Source organism: Limosilactobacillus sp. WILCCON 0051 (assembly GCF_039955095.1).
GTDB lineage: Bacteria > Bacillota > Bacilli > Lactobacillales > Lactobacillaceae > Limosilactobacillus > Limosilactobacillus allomucosae.
The window spans coordinates 869,828-887,432 of sequence record NZ_CP154878.1 but is presented as its reverse complement, the minus strand read 5'-3'; the positions used below and the strand labels follow the sequence as shown (position 1 = coordinate 887,432).

At 47.9% G+C, this 17,605-nt stretch carries 17 protein-coding genes and 1 pseudogene; 1 reads left to right on the top strand and 17 read right to left on the bottom strand.

Annotated elements, in window-relative coordinates:
- Positions 1-3 precede the first annotated feature (3 nt).
- The gene (gene codA / locus ABC765_RS04270; RefSeq protein ID WP_347953086.1) at positions 4-1,254 is read left to right on the top strand and encodes a cytosine deaminase; all 1,251 of its coding nucleotides are present in this window, start codon (positions 4-6) and stop codon (positions 1,252-1,254) included.
- A 71-nt stretch (positions 1,255-1,325) separates the two neighbouring features.
- Here the strand turns inward: codA and rpoD are convergent, their stop codons facing one another.
- From rpoD to ABC765_RS04185, 17 genes and pseudogenes are all read right to left on the bottom strand, one after another.
- The gene (gene rpoD, locus ABC765_RS04265; protein ID WP_033935602.1) at positions 1,326-2,468 is read right to left on the bottom strand and encodes an RNA polymerase sigma factor RpoD; all 1,143 of its coding nucleotides are present in this window, start codon (positions 2,466-2,468) and stop codon (positions 1,326-1,328) included.
- A gap of 2 nt (positions 2,469-2,470) precedes the next feature.
- Positions 2,471-4,429: a DNA primase gene (gene dnaG, locus ABC765_RS04260; RefSeq protein WP_347980795.1), complete on the bottom strand. Its 1,959-nt coding sequence runs from the start codon at positions 4,427-4,429 to the stop codon at positions 2,471-2,473.
- A 166-nt stretch (positions 4,430-4,595) separates the two neighbouring features.
- Positions 4,596-6,674: a glycine--tRNA ligase subunit beta gene (gene glyS / locus ABC765_RS04255; RefSeq protein WP_347980794.1), complete on the bottom strand. Its 2,079-nt coding sequence runs from the start codon at positions 6,672-6,674 to the stop codon at positions 4,596-4,598.
- Positions 6,675-7,658 carry a glycine--tRNA ligase subunit alpha gene (gene glyQ / locus ABC765_RS04250; protein WP_347953083.1) on the bottom strand — a complete coding sequence of 328 codons (984 nt, stop codon included), beginning with the start codon at positions 7,656-7,658 and terminating at the stop codon, positions 6,675-6,677.
- A gap of 280 nt (positions 7,659-7,938) precedes the next feature.
- The gene (gene recO, locus ABC765_RS04245; RefSeq protein WP_034540910.1) at positions 7,939-8,727 is read right to left on the bottom strand and encodes a DNA repair protein RecO; all 789 of its coding nucleotides are present in this window, start codon (positions 8,725-8,727) and stop codon (positions 7,939-7,941) included.
- Positions 8,728-8,741: 14 nt separating this feature from the next.
- Positions 8,742-9,650, bottom strand: a complete 909-nt coding sequence (era, locus tag ABC765_RS04240) for a GTPase Era (protein WP_347980793.1) — start codon at positions 9,648-9,650, stop codon at positions 8,742-8,744.
- Positions 9,651-9,662: 12 nt separating this feature from the next.
- Positions 9,663-10,067, bottom strand: coding sequence for a diacylglycerol kinase family protein (locus ABC765_RS04235; RefSeq protein WP_376752313.1), 405 nt, complete (start codon positions 10,065-10,067; stop codon positions 9,663-9,665).
- Positions 10,045-10,527, bottom strand: coding sequence for an rRNA maturation RNase YbeY (gene ybeY / locus ABC765_RS04230; RefSeq protein ID WP_347963469.1), 483 nt, complete (start codon positions 10,525-10,527; stop codon positions 10,045-10,047). Before ybeY ends, ABC765_RS04235 begins: the two co-directional genes overlap by 23 nt.
- Complete coding sequence (locus ABC765_RS04225) at positions 10,527-11,486, bottom strand: PhoH family protein (protein WP_270630965.1); 960 nt, start codon at positions 11,484-11,486, stop codon at positions 10,527-10,529. The genes ybeY and ABC765_RS04225 overlap by 1 nt, the downstream gene beginning before the upstream one ends.
- Positions 11,487-11,761: 275 nt before the next feature.
- Positions 11,762-13,045, bottom strand: a complete 1,284-nt coding sequence (locus tag ABC765_RS04220; protein ID WP_347980792.1) for a transposase — start codon at positions 13,043-13,045, stop codon at positions 11,762-11,764.
- Positions 13,038-13,163 (bottom strand): annotated as a pseudogene (locus ABC765_RS04215) (IS607 family transposase); the annotation flags it as partial. The pseudogene ABC765_RS04215 and the gene ABC765_RS04220, both read right to left, overlap by 8 nt.
- Before the next feature lie 346 nt (positions 13,164-13,509).
- Entirely contained in the window at positions 13,510-15,045 is a 1,536-nt protein-coding gene (locus ABC765_RS04210; protein ID WP_347952914.1) for an IS66 family transposase, read from the bottom strand.
- A 73-nt stretch (positions 15,046-15,118) separates the two neighbouring features.
- Positions 15,119-15,475 carry an IS66 family insertion sequence element accessory protein TnpB gene (gene tnpB, locus ABC765_RS04205; RefSeq protein ID WP_013437559.1) on the bottom strand — a complete coding sequence of 119 codons (357 nt, stop codon included), beginning with the start codon at positions 15,473-15,475 and terminating at the stop codon, positions 15,119-15,121.
- Complete coding sequence (locus ABC765_RS04200) at positions 15,465-15,638, bottom strand: hypothetical protein (RefSeq protein ID WP_303094221.1); 174 nt, start codon at positions 15,636-15,638, stop codon at positions 15,465-15,467. The genes tnpB and ABC765_RS04200 overlap by 11 nt, the downstream gene beginning before the upstream one ends.
- 198 nt (positions 15,639-15,836) lie before the next feature.
- The gene (locus ABC765_RS04195) at positions 15,837-16,283 is read right to left on the bottom strand and encodes a GatB/YqeY domain-containing protein (protein WP_347953078.1); all 447 of its coding nucleotides are present in this window, start codon (positions 16,281-16,283) and stop codon (positions 15,837-15,839) included.
- Positions 16,284-16,361: 78 nt separating this feature from the next.
- Entirely contained in the window at positions 16,362-16,547 is a 186-nt protein-coding gene (gene rpsU, locus ABC765_RS04190; RefSeq protein ID WP_033935611.1) for a 30S ribosomal protein S21, read from the bottom strand.
- Positions 16,548-16,689: 142 nt separating this feature from the next.
- Entirely contained in the window at positions 16,690-17,592 is a 903-nt protein-coding gene (locus ABC765_RS04185) for a deoxyribonuclease IV (protein ID WP_347980791.1), read from the bottom strand.
- Positions 17,593-17,605: the final 13 nt, after the last annotated feature.

Below are 17,605 nucleotides of genomic sequence, written 5' to 3'. Positions count from 1 at the left end.
TCTATGCTGATTCAAAACGTTCATGTAGATAACCAAAAAGATGCCGTTGACGTTCGGATTGAAGACGGCAAGTTTGCAGCTATCAAGCCTGGTCTGAGCGCTAAGCCTGGCGAAGAAGTCATCGATGGTCAAGGCAAAGTGCTGCTGCCGCCATTCATCGACTCTCACGTTCACCTGGATGCCACGCTGACAGCCGGCCAGCCGGAATGGAACGAAACCGGTACCCTGTTTGACGGGATTCGCATCTGGTCAGAACGTAAAAAAGATCTCACCATTCAAGACGTCAAGCAGCGGGCTAAAAAGACGCTGCTCAATATGGTCAGCCACGGGATTCAGCACGTGCGCAGCCATGTTGACGTTACTGATCCGCATCTGATTGCACTGCAGGCCCTTTTGGAATTAAAGCATGAGATGCAGGATGTGGTTGATCTGCAATTGGTTGCCTTTCCACAAGAAGGCATTCTCTCCTATCCGCACGGCAAGAAGCTGATGAAGCAGGCCGTGAAGGAAGGGGCCGATGTCGTTGGCGGTATTCCTCACTTTGAGTTTACGACTGAATACGGCTGGAAATCAGTCAAGTTTCTAGTCAAGCTGGCCGAAAAATACGACAAGCTGGTTGACGTTCACTGTGATGAGATTGACGATCCGGCCTCACGCAATCTGGAAGTCTTGGCAACGATGGCCTATAAGACCGGTCTTGCCGACATGGTAACCGCCAGCCACACGACGGCGATGGGATCATACAATGACGCCTACACCTATAAGCTGTTCCGGCTGCTGAAGATGTCAAACATCAATTTTGTCTCCAATCCACTGGTCAACATGCACCTGGGCGGCCGTTTCGATACCTATCCAAAGCGACGCGGCCTGACCCGCATCAAAGAGCTGGATGCTGCCAACATCAACGTTTCGTTTGGTGAAGACGACATTCAGGATCCATGGAACCCGCTTGGCAACGGCAACATGCTTGATTCAGTCTCAATGGGAGTCTATGCGGCTCATCTGATGGGTTACAGCCAGCTGCAGGACTCATTCAAGTTCGTAACCTACAATGCTGCTAAGACGCTGCATATTGCTGATCGTTATGGCATTAAGGAAGGTCTGGAAGCCAACTGCATCCTGCTGAACGCTGAAGACTTCTACAACGCTTTAAACAAGCACGTAGAGGTTCTCTACAACATTCGCCGCGGCAAGGTACTGGCCAAGACCACTCCGGCTGAGACTACGCTTAACCTGCCTGACAGCTTAAAGTAAGAATCATTAAATAAGACAAAAGGTCTGCTCCTCAGTTAAGGAGCAGACCTTTTATTATCGATTATGATAGATTATTCCAAGAAGTCCTTTAATTGCTTGGAACGTGATGGGTGGCGCAGCTTACGCAGAGCCTTAGCTTCGATTTGACGAATCCGTTCCCGCGTAACGCCAAAGACCTTACCGACTTCTTCCAGCGTACGCGTCCGGCCATCATCAAGACCAAAGCGCAGCCGCAAGACGTTTTCTTCACGATCAGTCAGCGTATCCAGAACGTTTTCCAGCTGCTTTTTCATCATTTCATAAGCAGCATGGTCTGCGGGACTGGTAGCATCCTGGTCTTCGATAAAGTCGCCTAAATGCGAGTCATCCTCTTCACCAATCGGCGTTTCCAAAGAGACTGGTTCTTGGGCAATCTTGAGGATTTCGCGGACCTTCTTGGTTGGCATGTCCATTTCAGCACCGATTTCTTCAGGCAGCGGTTCCCGGCCCAGATCCTGCAGCAGTTGACGCTGAATCCGGATCAGCTTGTTGATGGTTTCAACCATGTGCACTGGAATCCGAATCGTCCGCGCCTGATCGGCAATCGCCCGCGTAATAGCCTGCCGGATCCACCAGGTTGCGTAGGTTGAGAACTTGAAGCCTTTCCGGTAGTCAAACTTTTCAACGGCCTTCATCAGCCCCATGTTACCTTCTTGAATCAAGTCCAAAAACTGCATGCCGCGGCCGACATAACGCTTGGCAATGGAAACCACCAGACGCAGGTTGGCTTCCGCCAATTCCTGTTTAGCCTGTTCATCCCCTTTTTCGATCCGCTGGGCCAGAGCAATTTCCTCGTCCGCTGTCAGCAGGTTGACCCGCCCGATTTCCTTAAGATACATCCGTACGGGGTCATTGATCTTGACGTTGGTTGGGGCAGCGGTATCCTTTAAGGCCTTGTTGGACAGTTTTTCAGTGGCCTTCAAAGCGCGCGGATCTGGATCACCCTTTTCGTCAACGACGCTGATCCCTGCATCTTCAACGTTTTGAAGCAGATTATCCATTCCTTGGGCATTTAAGCCAAACGGAGTCGCAATCTGGTCAGTCAAGTCATCGTATTGAATTTCCTTGGCTTTCTTATAGCTTCTGATCAGCTTGCCCACGGCTTTGTCGTATTCAGTCTGATCAAAGTCGGCTTTGTTGGAAATTACCATGTCTTTCTTTTTGCTGTTTGCCATTATTAACTAGTCTCCTCCGTTTTTAATCGTTGCTGCTGACTATAAAGCTGAATGAGCTCAATCGTCAGCTGGGTGATTAGTTCGTGATCGCTCCGTGCCTTGGCTTCCTGCAGCGCCAATTTGGCTTGAGCGATCTTTTTTGTTAAAGGTGTCTTTTGCATGATGATGCGCAGACAGTCGTCAATTGCAGCTGGTGGGACTGCTGCCGCATTCAAGCCATCCAGCTGCGTTAAAGTCGCTTTTAAAGCCGGATCGTCCACGTAGTCTAAAAAACTGGCTAAATCATACTCATCATGCTCGGTAAAATAATTTAAGGCCTGCTGATAGAGTTCCTGATACTGATCATGAACAAAGGCAAAATCAGGCATTGCCTTCAGCTGAGCTCTGGTGCCATAGTCATGGAGCACAGCCGTCAGCAATAAGCGCTCTGCCCGCTCAGTTTGATCAAGCGCCAATGACTGCTGCTCGGCTGCCGTCAGCGTGACTGCCTGTGGTGGTTGTGCTTGAGCGCGCCGCTTTTGGCCGTAAGCCGGTCGCGTAAACGATCCATTAAACGGGCGCTTGGGGGCAGCTGGCGGATTATCAGGCCATTGTGATGCTGGCGGTGCCGTGCCTGGCTGAGCAGCCGGCTGTTTTTGAAGCTGAATCGTCAGCTGCTGCTGCAGATTTTGCGGATTGACCTGAAACTCCCTGGCCAATTCCTGTACGTACAGATCCCTGGCAACCGGATCACCGACCTTGGCAATCACGCCAATCGCCGCATTCAAATAGCTCAAAAGCTCGGCCTGATTGCTCAGATTCAGTCCCTGCCGCAGATAGCGCAGGCGAAATGCAGTCGGCGTTTCTTCGGTACTTTTCAGATAATCGCGAAACTTAGCCCCGCCATTTTGCTGAATGTATTCATCAGGATCTTGTCCGGTTGGCAGCTGCACGACGCGAATCTTAAGCTGATTGGCAACCGCACTGGCCTCGATCAGCTTAAGTGCCCGCTCAATGGCGTTTTGTCCCGGTGCATCGCCATCATAGCAAATGTTCAGCTGATTGGTCGTCTTGACGATCATCGCCAGCTGCTCATCGGTCAGACTGGTCCCCATGGAGGCAATACCATTATGAACGCCGGCGCCATATGCCGAAATAACGTCCATGTAACCTTCAAAAAGCAGCAGTTTCCCATTTTCTCTGGCTGCTTTTCTGGCTAGATCAAAATTAAAGATCAAACGACGCTTGTTAAAAATCGGCGTTTCTGGACTGTTGAGATACTTCGGCGCGTCAGTATCTTTTTGTAATAGCCGTCCTGAAAAGGCAACTGGTCGCCCCTGCCCATCCTTGAGCGGAAACATGACTCGATCATGGAAACGATCATGCAGGCTGCCGGAGCGATCCTCGGTAAACAGTCCTGATCGGCGCAGCAGCTGATAGTCATGTCCTTCTTTTTCCAAAACGGCCTTTAAGACCTCTTCTTTAGGAGCATAGCCGAGATTAAACTGATCGATCAGTTCTTGAGTCAGACCGCGCTTTTGCAGATAGCGGCGAGCAGGCTCTCCGGCTGGCGTATTCATCAAAATATGATGATATAGTCGCATGGTCGTTTCATGCAGCTTAATCAAGCGACCCTGCTGCGAATCCGGCGCCTGTTCCGTTTTAGGCTCGGCACCAGCTTGAAAATCAGTTGGCAAGGCCACGCTGCCCAGCTTGGCAACCTGCTCAACGGCCTGCGGAAATGATAGATGATGCAGCTCCATCAAAAAGTCGAATACTGAACCCGAGCGATGACAACTAAAGCAATAAAAGAACTGCTTTTGCTCACTGACTGAAAATGATGGAGTATTATCTTCGTGAAACGGACAGTGCCCAACCAGATTCTTACCTTGCCGCTGCAGCTGAACATCTTGACTGATGACATCAGCAATATCAACGGACTGCCGCACCTGATCGATGAGTTCCTGTGAAAGTCGCGCCATTCGTTCACCCCATTTCCCGCGAATAGTAGCAAAAGGTCGCCTCCAGATGGAATGCGACCTTCAACGACTTCAGGCAGCATCCGCTTTTAGACACTACCTAATATACCTATTTAACATGATACCACAAGTCTGGGACAATACAATTCATTTGCTCGATAAACCGTAACTATTTAACGATCAGCTTGTCAAGATTACCAAGCGTATAGACATCATCAGCCAGCTGTTGCAAAAGTGCCAGCCGGTTGCTCCGAATGCTTTCGTCTTTGTCCATGATCATGTTCTCTTCAAAGTAGTTGGTGATTGCCGGTGCCATTGCCCGCAGATCAGCAAAGTTTTGTGCCAGCGTCTGCGTACCCCACTTCTTGTTTAAGGAAGCCACCAGATCAAACAACTCGGTTTCCGATGGGTTTTGGAACTTGGCCGGATCAACTGCTGGCACGCCATCCTTAAAGTCAGCCTTCTTGGCAATCCGCAGTACCCGCGTCAAGGCTTCAACGTCTTCTTTAAAGCCATCATCGTCCTTGTGCGCGTCAAGCGTCTCGGCAGCTGCCAAGACGTTGGCAATGTCGTTGGATTTTGTGTCCACAACGGCATCGATTACGTCATAGCGCAGATCCTGCGTGTTGAAGAACTGCTTGAGCCGGTCCAAGAAGAACGCGTGTACCTGATCAGCATTGTGCGAAACGTCAAATTCTGGCGTCAGTCCTTGAGCTGCCAATGCTTCTGCAAACTCATCGGCCATCCCCATTACCGGCAGATGCCAGCCGCGAGCAGCGATGATCCGTACAATTCCGTAAGCTTGCCGCCGCAGTGCATATGGGTCGTTGGAGCCGCTTGGAATCATATCAACGGCAAAGAAGCTGATGATGCTGTCCAGCTTGTCGGCAATTGCCAAAACCGCGCCGATCTTGCCGGCTGGCAGTTCGCCTTCAGCAGAGATTGGCATATAGTGTTCCTTAATGGCTGCAGCGACGTCAGCTTTTTCACCAAGCAGCTTGGCATAGATCTCACCCATGACCCCTTGCAGCTCGGCAAATTCGCCCACCATCTGCGTCGTCAGGTCAAACTTGTAGATGTGAGCAGCTCGATCAAGGTCCGCCATTTCTTCATCACTAAAGTTCAGCTTTTGACCAAGCAGCTGGGCCAAGACCGCCGTCCGCGCCATCTTGTCATACATGGAGCTGATCTTGTCATGGAAGCTGACCTTCTTTAAGCGAGCCACGTATTGATCAATCGTAATCTTTTGGTCCTCTTCATAGAAGAACTTGGCATCTTCCAGACGTGGTACCAGCACCCGTTCATTACCCTTGATCACGTTTTCCAGGTAGTCGCTGTTACCGTTGCGGACCGCGATAAAGTGCGGCAAAAGCTTGCCCTCATGATCGCGAACGCAGAAGAAGCGCTGGTTGTCCTTCATGGAGGTAATCAGGACTTCTTCAGGCAAGACCAGATATTTTTCATCAAACGAACCGGCAAATGAGGTTGGCCATTCAACCAAGTTGTTGACTTCTTCCAACAAGTCCTCATCCCAGTCGATGATCCAGTCGTTTTCTGCCAAGATCTCGTCAATCTGAGATTTGATCAGGTTCTTGCGCTGTTTTTGATTGGCGATCACAAAGTCGTTGTTCAGCTCAGCTTCGTAGTCTTCGGCATGCTTGATCTCCACGTCATGACCCAGGAAACGGTGACCACGCGTCATGCGGCCAGCCGTTACGTCCAGGATCGAAAATGGCACGACCTCATCATCTAAAAGCGATACCAGCCAGCGAATCGGCCGAACGAACTGCAATGAGTGACGGCCCCACTTCATCATCGTTGGGAAGTTCATGGCTTCAATGACGTCCTTTAAGCCGGGCAAAACCTCAGCAACCGGCTTGCCGTCAACGTGTTTTTCAACGTAGACGTATTCAACGCCCTTGATCTCCTTAAACTCGATATCATCGACACTGACGCCTTGACCGCGCGTAAAGCCAATCGCTGCTTTAGTCCAGTTGCCGTCTGCATCCTGAGCGATCTTTTTGGCCGGGCCCTTAACGGATTCGTTGACATCAGGCTGTTTATCGGCCAAACCCGTAATCAGAAGAGCCAAGCGGCGTGGCGTGGCAAATTCTTGAATCTTTGCAAAGTCAATGCGCTGTTCCTTTAAGTATTGAGCAACGCGTTCGTGCAGCTGCTTGATACTTGGCGTTACGACATGCGCAGGCATTTCTTCCAGCCCAATTTCCAACAGATATGAATGTGCCATTTACTTGTCCTCCTTCTTGGCCTTGGCAGCTTGCTTGGCCGCCCGTGCCGCTGCTTTTTCAGCCAGCTTAGTGTATTTTTCGACCGTTGCCTGGCGTTCCTTTTCATCATGAATCAATGGGAAGCCCCGTTTGCGCCGTTCTTCGACAAAGGCCTTGGCAATCGACTTGGCCATGATCCGAATCCGGTGCAGGTAGCCGGCCCGCTCCGTTACTGAAACCGCCCCGCGTGCATCCAGCAGATTGAACGTGTGGCTGCACTTCAAGACATAGTCGTATGCTGGGTGAACCAGCCCCAGTTTGATCAGGCGCTTGGCTTCGGTCTCGTAGTCGTTGAATTCTTGAAGCAGCATGTCTTGGTTGCTTTCTTCAAAACTGTACTTGGAATGCTCATATTCTGGTTCCTTGAAGATGTCGCCATACTTGACGCCGTCTGCCCATTCCAGATCATAGACACTGTCAACGTTTTGAATGTATTCAGCCAATCGTTCCAGACCATAGGTAACCTCGGCAGCTACCGGATCCATCTGCAGCTCACCAACGACTTGGAAATAGGTAAACTGCGTAACTTCCATCCCATCGAGCCAGATTTCCCAGCCAACCCCGGCACAGCCCATTGATGGGTTTTCCCAGTTGTCTTCAACAAAACGAATATCGTGTTCCAGCGGCTCAATTCCCAGCTGCTTTAAGCTGCCTAAATAGAGTTCTTGAATGTTGTCTGGTGATGGCTTCATCAGAACCTGGAACTGGTGGTGTTGGTAAAGACGGTTGGGGTTTTCACCGTAGCGCCCATCGGCAGGCCGCCGAGAAGGTTCAACGTAGGCAACGTTCCATGGTTCAGGCCCAATTGCCCGCAGGAAAGTATATGGGCTCATCGTCCCGGCACCTTTTTCGTTGTCGTAGGCCTGCATCAGCATACAGCCTTGATCGGCCCAATATTTTTCAAGAGTAAAAATAATCTCTTGAACGGTGAGTTTCTTTGACATAATCTGACTCCTTTCAACGTAAAAAAGCCCCCACAATGGCCAGCTGGACTGGTCATTGCAGGGACGAAGTTAATTCGCGGTTCCACCCTGCTTTTCTGCATCTCAGACATGCAGAACAGCTTAATTAAGCGACTGTTAAAGTGCCACGCTGCTTGATCGTTATCATGGCTTCCACCATCCCATGATCGCTTTGGTTCGACAGTAAGCAGCGATTCTTTGTCATCGTCGATTAGATTTAAATTTAGTTGCTCTTTTATCATAGACAACTACTTTACACTTGTCAATTTTCAGAGCGAAGATTTTTCAATTGATTTTCCCAGGTCGCCATTTGATCAATGAATCGCTTGCTCTTTAAATGCAGACCAAGCTCATCGTCATAAATGCGATCCAGCGTATAGCGCAGCCGATTCTTAACGCTTTGATCAACCTGAATCTGATTGACCTGGGCCAGATTCAATGAGGCAAACAGCTGCAGATAGCCAACCGTCCGGCGATCCAAGTGAAATCGATGCTCATCCAGGTTCCAGTGCCGACTGCACAGCATCCCACCGTTGGCCTCGGAAAAATCCAGCGGGCGATCGTTCAATCCACAGATCGTGCAGCGGTCCCAAGTCTGCGCGGCTCCCAATAAAGGCAGGAACTGTACCTCCAAGACGTTGGCTGCAATCTGGGGATCCTGCCCTTTATCAATCAGCTCGAGCGCGGCCGCCACTTGATTAAACCAGCCGCCAATCGATCGGCCTTCTTCAAACGTTGCATCCACTAATTCGAGAATATAGGTAGCATAGGCACTGCGCAGGGGATCTTCGCCCAGGTGAACGTATTGACGCGTATCACGCGCGGCACTCAGATAGCTGAGCGAGCCATCATCAGCCAGCCATCCGGTATACTGTCCATGCGTAAAAGGCAGAATATCGCTGGTGATTTTTGCATGCGAACGATTGCCGCCCCGCACGAAAAACATCATCGGTCCGCGCTTGTCAGTCAAAAACTTAACCAGCAGATCGCGTTCTTTATACGGGCGCCGATACATTACGATGCCGGCAAAGGAAGTATTTTCCCGCGCCATGCTCTCAGCTCCTTTTAGTAGTCGTTGTTGCGGTAGCCGTAGTCTTTGAGCATTGCCGATTTATCGCGCCAGCCGGGAACCACCTTGACCCACAGCTGCAGATAGACCCGATCGCCCAGCAGATGCTCGATGTCTTTTCTGGCCATGGTCCCGATCTGTTTGAGCATCTGTCCTTTTTTACCGATGATGATACCCTTTTGCCCCGGCCGCTCAACGATGATGTTGGCATTGATGTGGACCGTCTCATCATCTTGACGCTTAACCGACATCACATCCACGGCAACGGAATGCGGCACTTCCTGGCGCGTCAGCATAAAGACTTTTTCACGAATCATCTCGGCAATCACGAAACGTTCGGGGTGGTCGCTGATCTGATCGCTGGGATAGTATTGCGGACCATTTGGCAGCTGGTCGACCAACTTGTTAATCAAAGCATTGACGTTATTGCCATTCAATGCTGAAACCGGAACGACGTCGGCAAACTTGACCGTACCATCCTCAAACTGCTTGACGATTGCCGGCAGCTCGTTTGGATGCACCTTATCGATCTTGTTGACGACCAGGTAGATCGGCTTTTGCACCTGCTTAAGCCGTTCCATGATGAAATTATCGCCAGGGCCGCGCTTTTCATCAGCAGCGACCACGTATAAAACCGCGTCGACCTCATCCAAAGCCGAAAGCGTTGAGCGCTCCATAAAGTCGCCCAGTTTGGTTTGCGGCTTGTGGACCCCCGGCGTGTCGATGAAGACGATCTGGGCCTCATTGGTAGTGTAGATCCCCTGAATCTTGTTACGCGTCGTTTGGGCAACGTTGCTCATAATGGCAACCTTTTGTCCGACGACATAGTTTAAAAGCGTTGATTTGCCGACGTTGGGCCGACCAATCAGAGCAACGAAACCAGATTTAAAATTTGGATTGTCCATATTTTTCCTTTCTTAAACACCTAACAAATTCTTGAAGCGAGGCCAAAAGATCAGCAGCCCGACCAAAACCGCGTAAAAAGCCGCCAGCAAGACGACCCCAGCAGCAATATCCTTGGCGTATTTAGCATCAAGATCATAGTGATGATGCACGACCAGATCAACCAGCTCCTCAACGATCGTATTGGCGAACTCAGCCGCAAACACGACAAAGATTGCCGAAAGCAGCCATAGCCATTCAAAAATGCCAACCTGCATTAAAAACGCCGCGATAATCACCAAAACAGCTGCGACGATATGAAACCGCATGTTGCGCTCTTTTTTGACGACATCCTTAACCCCATCCCAGGCATGTCCCAGCGCCTGAATGAAATGGCGATTTTTTTCGACCTGATGCTTATCTTGGGAGCCCATAGCCATTTAAAATCTCCTCTTGCAGCTTAAACATTTTTTCTTCATCGGCTTTCTGTTCATGATCATACCCATTCAAATGCAAAAAGCCATGAACGATCAAAAAGCCCAGCTCACGATCATTGGAATGCCCCAAAAACTTAGCCTGTTCGCCAACCTTATCGATTGAGATGAACAGGTCCCCAAGATTTTCTGGGATCTGGGCAGCCAGTTCTGGATCCAGCAAGATCGGCGAATCGTCGCTGTCATCCTCTAAGGCAAAGCTTAAAACGTCAGTCGCCCGATCAACGCCGCGATATTGAGCATTCAGCGCTCTGATTTGCGGATTGTGAACAAACGTTAAGGAAACCTCCGTATTGTCCTTTAACTCAAGACATTTGGCCGCATATTCCAAAATATCATGCGCCAGCTGCAATTGATCTTGGCTGACGGCTTGGTCACCGGTTTGGTCGTAGATTTCAATATCCATTATTTTTTCTCCAAAGTCTGTTGCTCATCATTTTCATAGGCCGTAATGATGCGGGCGACAACTGGATGCCGGACCACATCCGCCGCGCTGAATTGAACGAATTCAATTGAGGGTACGTTCTGCAGAATTCGTGGTGCCGAGATCAAACCGCTGCGAGTTCCCCTTGGCAAGTCAATCTGCGAGACGTCACCATTGACAACCATTTTCGAACCAAAGCCAAGCCGCGTCAAAAACATCTTCATCTGCGCATTGGTGGTGTTTTGTGCCTCGTCTAAGATTACAAAGGCATTATCCAGCGTTCGCCCCCGCATGTAGGCTAATGGTGCGATTTCAATCGTGCCGCGATCGATCAGGCGTTCCACGTGATCAGCGCCAAAGATCTCATTTAATGCGTCATAGATTGGCCGCAGGTATGGATCAACCTTTTCTTTCAGATCGCCAGGCAAAAAGCCCAGACTCTCACCGGCTTCTACGGCTGGCCGCGTCAAGATGATTCGCTCAACCTCACCGCGTTTTAAAGCAGCTACGGCCATCGCGACTGCCAGATACGTTTTCCCCGTTCCGGCTGGTCCAATCCCAAACGTAATGTCATTATCCTTGATGGCATGCACGTACTGGCGCTGACCAAAGTTTTTGACGCGAATCGACCGCCCCTTGCGATCCTTAATAATCGTTTCACTGTACAGATCGCCAAAGTACTGCAGCGTGCCGCGACGAGCCATCTTCATCGCACTGACGATATCCGTGCTGCTTAAGCTGATGCCATGATGCAGCAGATCCACCAGCTGCTCTAAAACGTCATAGGTCAGATGAACGTCCTCATCTTCACCGCTGATTTTCAGATCGGTGCCAAACGGATTGATGGTTACGTTCATGCCTTCTTCTAAAAGCACCACGAATTTGTCTTGCGCACCCAAAAGTCCCAGTTCGATTTCAGGGCTTTCAATGCGAAAAGTCATTTCTGTCAAACGAAGATTTCCGCTGCAAAAAACGTGTGCAATGTAGTTATTTTGCGATTTTAACTACATATCCGAAGACTTAAATACAGACGCTTTTCTTATTGCCGTTATCGCCGGTATTCCGATATTCCAACGAGGGAGTAATCGCATTGACCAACGCAGATGCCGAAACATCACTCTTGCAACATCTAAGGAAGGCTCTCGCCAATCCTCGGGTACAGCTAACCCGTGTGGCCTCGATTGCTCAAGGCCATTAACATTCCTTTCTTTTAAATTTATAGTGCCTTATTCAATTTTGGATGCTCAATCAGCACTAAAAGATTAAGCATCGCATTGGTGTCCCGATCTACAACTAAGTTATAGTTGGGACATTTTTTGTTATAGCAAACAAACTCATTATGTTTGGTGCCATATTTCTTGTTGCCATACAGCGTAATGCGTTCATCGCCTCGCTTAATGGTGCCGCAGACCGCACAGCGCTGAGTAGATGGATATAGTTTATCAGCTAGAATCAGTTTGCGATCATACCATTTGCACTTGTAAGTCAGCATTTGCTTAAACCTGCCAAACATGGAACGATGCACGCCCTTAGAAGCTACATGGCTCATTAGCATGCCTTTGACAGACAGGTTTTCAATTACGATTTGATCATAATTGTTAACCAATTTGGTCGTAAATTTGTGCATGAGGTCATTCTGGATATTGAACGCTTTGCGATAGCATGCTTGAAGCTTGGTTCTCATCTTCAAATAGTTATTGCTTTGCGCACTGCCAGTAACAACCCGTTTATGTGCTAATTGACGTTGATAATGTTTGATTTTTTCGTAAATGCGTTCCAACTTTTTTGGAAGAACGTTTTGTTGACCATCCGTATAGTTGAAATGACCGACATTAACATCAACTGCCGTATTCTTACCAGTTTTGGGCAATGCTTTTTTAGTGGCGACTTTAAACGGTACAGCTGCATAGTAACGGCCTTTTTCACGGAAATAGCTGACTACCCCGATTTTGTCGGACAAAGGTTGCTCACTTAATTTAAAGTCTCGCCATTCTTCACTTGGAACGAGACTTTTTTGAGGACGTTCCAGACGCAGTAAACCGTCTACAATCTTGCTTTGATCGCTTTTAAAGCCCTGGCGTGGTTCTCGACGGGAATGAAAATGCGGCTTTCCCCAATCAGGCTGTGCCTTGTCAAAAAAATTCTGCCAAGCATTGCCCAAGTCCTTAACGGCAAGGCCAAGCAGGTGGGCAGAGCGCTGATATTGCCAATCCGCTTTGTCGTGTACCATAATGTCACGAACCATCTTCCAATTTGGAGCAGGATTTAGATGAACGTCGATATGTTTTACCGTGATTTTTCCCGTCTTTTTATTTTGTTTGGGAATAAATTTAGTCCATAGAATTTTGTCGTAAATCTTATGAGCAAGATATAGCTCATTCCATATTTCTAAGGCTTGGTTCCAACAATAACGACGATAATCAATAGCCTCATCCAAAACCTGCTTCATAGTCTTATTCGGATGCAGTTCGTAAACCACCGTTTGGATCGTATCAGTCATTCTTATCACCGCCTTTCAAGCTGGGATCCGTCTCAATCTGTTTTTTATAGCGACGTAAGCCGTATAAGCGACTGGAAAACACATGGATAATACTGGTCAGATCGTCAACCAATTCCTTGCAGTTCAGCAGCTTGGCTAACCTTATAAATTTTGCTCAAAATAAATTTACCTCACTTTAGTAAGCTAAATCTATCATAATACATTTGAATGCTTTTAGTTATATTGGTTATATTTTTAATAATTAGTAATTAACCCCTTTGCTTTTGATTTAATCAATACCATCAAAAATTATAACATAGCCGGCTGCAATGCGCATAAAACGCAACATGGCAAAAAACGTTGGTAAGCACACCATATTGAACCGTGTTGCCTACTAAGCGGTGACCAATTTCAAAAATTAAAGAACAAAAAAGCAGCGGTCGACCGGCGCATTTCTGCGTGGTCGACCGCTGTTCATTTATCAATTAGGCTTTGCAGCTTTCTTGAATTTCACGAGCCCATGGCAAATAAGCCTCTATTTCTGGCGTTTCGCGTTTTGTAAAGGCGCTAAGCAGGGTCTCTAAATATTTAAAGACATCCAAATGATTTAGTTTTGCGGTTTGCACGATGCTATACCAGATCGCATTGGCTTTGGCCCCAGCCGTGGACTTCGCAAACAGACTGTTCTTTCTGACCAGCGTGGTGGGACGAATCAGTTGCTCATTGTGATTATTATGCAATGGCAGCTCTCCATGCCTGAACATCTGGTAAACCCGCTTCTTCAATTTGAGGGCATTTTTGATTGCATTGCGTAGCGGTTTGAGTGGCGATTTCGTCAAGGCTTCTTCAATCAGCTGATAGAAATCATCAATCATCGCTTTTAAATGCTGACGCCTTTGGGCTGCCTTCTCACTTGCTGATGAATATTTCAACCGTTTTTCGATGTGAAATACTTTGGCAAGGATCCGCACGGCGTCACTCGCAATACTTTGCCCTTGAAAGCGGGTAATCTTTGGATCAAGCAGTCGCTTAAATTGGCGATTGATATGAACCAGACAGGTCCCCCAATACGCTTCTGGTAAGCGATTATCAGAATATCCACTAAACCCATCACACATAATACCGCCAGAAAAGTCATCACCTAAGATTTCTGTAATAACCTTTCCTGATCGTGAAGGGGCATAGTGGAAATACGATACTTGATGTGGACTGAATTCTGCCGTAGAACAGGCTGACCAGAAGTAGCCATGTGATTGATCAAGATCCAGAACTTGAAATGGCGTCTCATCAAGCTGCACCACAGGTGCTGCCTTGATTTCTTGACGCAGACGTTCATAAATCTTTTGCCCAAACCTTTCGCCAGCTTCAATTACCCCACGAGCCATATGTTTGCTGGTGATGGGAAGTCCGAGGCGCTCCCAATACTGCGTCTGGCGGGTAAACGGTACTGCCAGACCAAACTTTTCAAAAAGTACTTCGGCGATTACCGAGCTTGAAAGGTAACTGTGTGGAAACAAGGGCTGTGGCGTCTTTGCCTGAACGAGTACATCATTGTCGGTTTCCGGATCTTGACAGTGTTCGCATCTAGCCGTTTCAGTACATACGATTTTGCAGCACAAGTGGGCAGGAATCAGTTTAACTTCACGATATTGTTCATGTTTGCCGATAACCGTCATCATTTGACCGCATTGATCACAAGTCAGTTCTTGCTCGCTTAGCTGATGAAGTTCTTCAACTTGTTCTAGGCAATCAAGCAATTGTTTACGTGATTCCTTTGATTTGCATTTTCTCTGGTGACTGGTAACGGTAGTGGTCAACTTTTCTACTGTTGAATCATTCGTTGGCACGGTTTCCTGTTCGTTGTCATCAAACAGATCCAACTGGCCAGCACTTAATTTTTCAGTTTTTTTTCCAAAAAGTTGCTTTTGCAGATAGTTTACCATCTCGGTCAGTTCCGCAATCTTAGCCTTTAGTTCTTTGTTTTCACGCAAGGCTTCTTCTAAAGTGATCTTCTCAGCCATTACCAATCACCTCCTTTATTATCTGATGACCATTAGGTTATCAGATAATGGAGGCAAATAAAAGAGGAACTTGTTAATACCCTGGTCCCTTAATAGCCGGCCTGATTCGTTTCTGAGGCAGTGGCGAGATGCCTTCTAACAATGCCTTAATCTGACTCTTGGTTAATGCCACTGCGTCTTCTCGATGTCGCGGCCATCGCAGTCCACCATTTTCAAAGCGTTTATAAAGCAGGATGAATCCTTCGCCGTCCCAGTACAAGCCTTTGAAGCGGTCATTACGATTGCCACAAAATAGGAATAACGAATCATTATCTAATTCCAAGCCATAATTCTCTGCGATCACCATGGCCAAACCATCAATCCCCTTCCGCAGATCGGTCTTGCCACAAACTATGTAGACGTGCTGAGGGGCACTCCAGTTAACCAGCATAAGCGGCTACTGCTTTAATGATCTCACTAACCAGAGCGGGATCTGCTTCTTGGTAGACATTAATTTTTACTTGGTGCAGTGAAACGGTCGCAGTCAAGCGTGAGCGCTTAGTAACCGGCTTCTTTGTTCGTGGTATATCAACTTCGACAAAATCTTGCTTCATAAAAAGTCCTCCTCCTTGAATATGTCTTCAAGTATAGGAGAACTTGGGATTTAATCATATGCGGTTGGTTATAGTGTGCTTACAAACGTTGATAACACTTGAACTTAGAGTAGAAAAAAAGCACTGCCCAAATTGGTACAGTACTTTCTGTCTTGATCAGCAATCCGATCTACTGTCAGCAGTCCGGTGCCTCAATCCTTATTTTTGCAGGGCATCCTTAACGGTTTGATTGACCACTTTGCCATCAGCCTTGCCCTTGACCTTTGGCATGACAGACTTCATTACCTTGCCGAAGTCCTTCATGCTGTCAGCACCCGTAGCTTGAACGGCCTCATCAACGATCTGCTTGATTTCGTCATCAGAAAGCTGCTTTGGCATGTACTTTTCAACAACGCTCATTTCGGCCTTAGTCTTGTCAATGAGATCCTGACGCTTGGCAGCAACGAATTCTTCCAAAGATTCCTTGCGCTGCTTGTATTCACGTGCCAACAGCGAATTTTCTTCTTCTTCGCTCAGTTCATGACCCAGCTTGATCTTTTCGTTTTGAACAGAAGCCTTAAGCATCCGGACCGTGCTCAAGGTTTCCTTGTCCTTGGCTTTCATTGCAGCAACCATGTCTTTAGTCAGCTTATCCAATAGACTCATTTCAAGTTCCTCCCATTTTTCTAAATTATACAAAAAAGCCCCTGGTGAATGAGACATTCGCCCAGGAGCTGCAGCATTCTAGTGACGGCGCTTGTTCTTGCGCTTCCGAGCTGCTTCAGATTTCAACTTACGTTTTACGCTTGGCTTTTCGTAAAATTCACGCTTGCGGTATTCTTGCAGCGTTCCGTTCCGTGAAACCGTACGCTTAAAGCGTCGAAGAGCGTCGTCTAACGATTCATTCTTGCGAACGATAGTCTTTGACATTGTTGATTCCCTCCCTCCGAGCTTAGAATTCCGTACTGTTGCGATTAAAAGCGTCTAATTGACTGCTTCAATCTTATCACTACGAATGATATTATACTTAATCAAAAAAAGAGCGTCAACTGCTTTTTTGAAAAAATTTCAACTAATTTTCAGAATGGCTTAGTCGTTCCACAAACGTTGGATCAAACTGATTGTTTATGATCATCTTGATCTCTTCGCCATAAGGAGCAACTTTCTTTTTAGGATTATCGGCCAGCGGGACCCAGGGCGTCTCCATAATCTTAGGCACCTGTTCCAATTGCGGATGATGGGCAATATAACTGAGCGCCGCAAAGCCAATCGTTCCCATCCCCAGGTTTTCGTGCCGGTCTTTATGGCTGCCCTGTGGATTCTTGGAATCGTTTAAGTGAATGACCTGCAGCTTTTCAAGGCCCAAGACATGATCAAATTCTTCCAAGACGCCATCAAAATCGTTTTTGACGTTGTAGCCGGCGTCATTGGTATGACATGTATCAAACGTTACCGAGAGCTTTTCGTTATAGGTAACCTGATCCATGATCTCGGCAATCTGCTCAAATGAAGTACCAACCTCAGTCCCCTTACCAGCCATGGTTTCAATTGCGATCTGCGGTTTTTGATCGGGCGTGATGATCTCATTTAGTCCTTGCGCAATCTGATGTAAGGCGACTTTGACCCCAGCACCGACATGAGCTCCGGGATGCAGCGTAATCTGCGTGGCACCAATGGCCGCGGCCCGCTGAACCTCTTGACGCAGAAACTCAACGCCAAAAGCAAAATTCTGCGGTTTGAGCGTATTGCCCAGATTAACGATATAAGGCGCATGGACCACCAGATGACTGAAACCGTGCTCTTCAATATAGGCCCGACCTTCTGGAATCTTCATTTCATCAAGCGGCTTGCGTTTGGTATTCTGCGGCGCGCCGGTGTAAACCATAAACGTATTGGCCCCATAGCTGGCTGCTTCTTGAGCAGAACCAAGCAGCATTTTGGGCGCTTTAAGACTGACGTGTGAGCCAATCAGCATTTGATCGCATCCT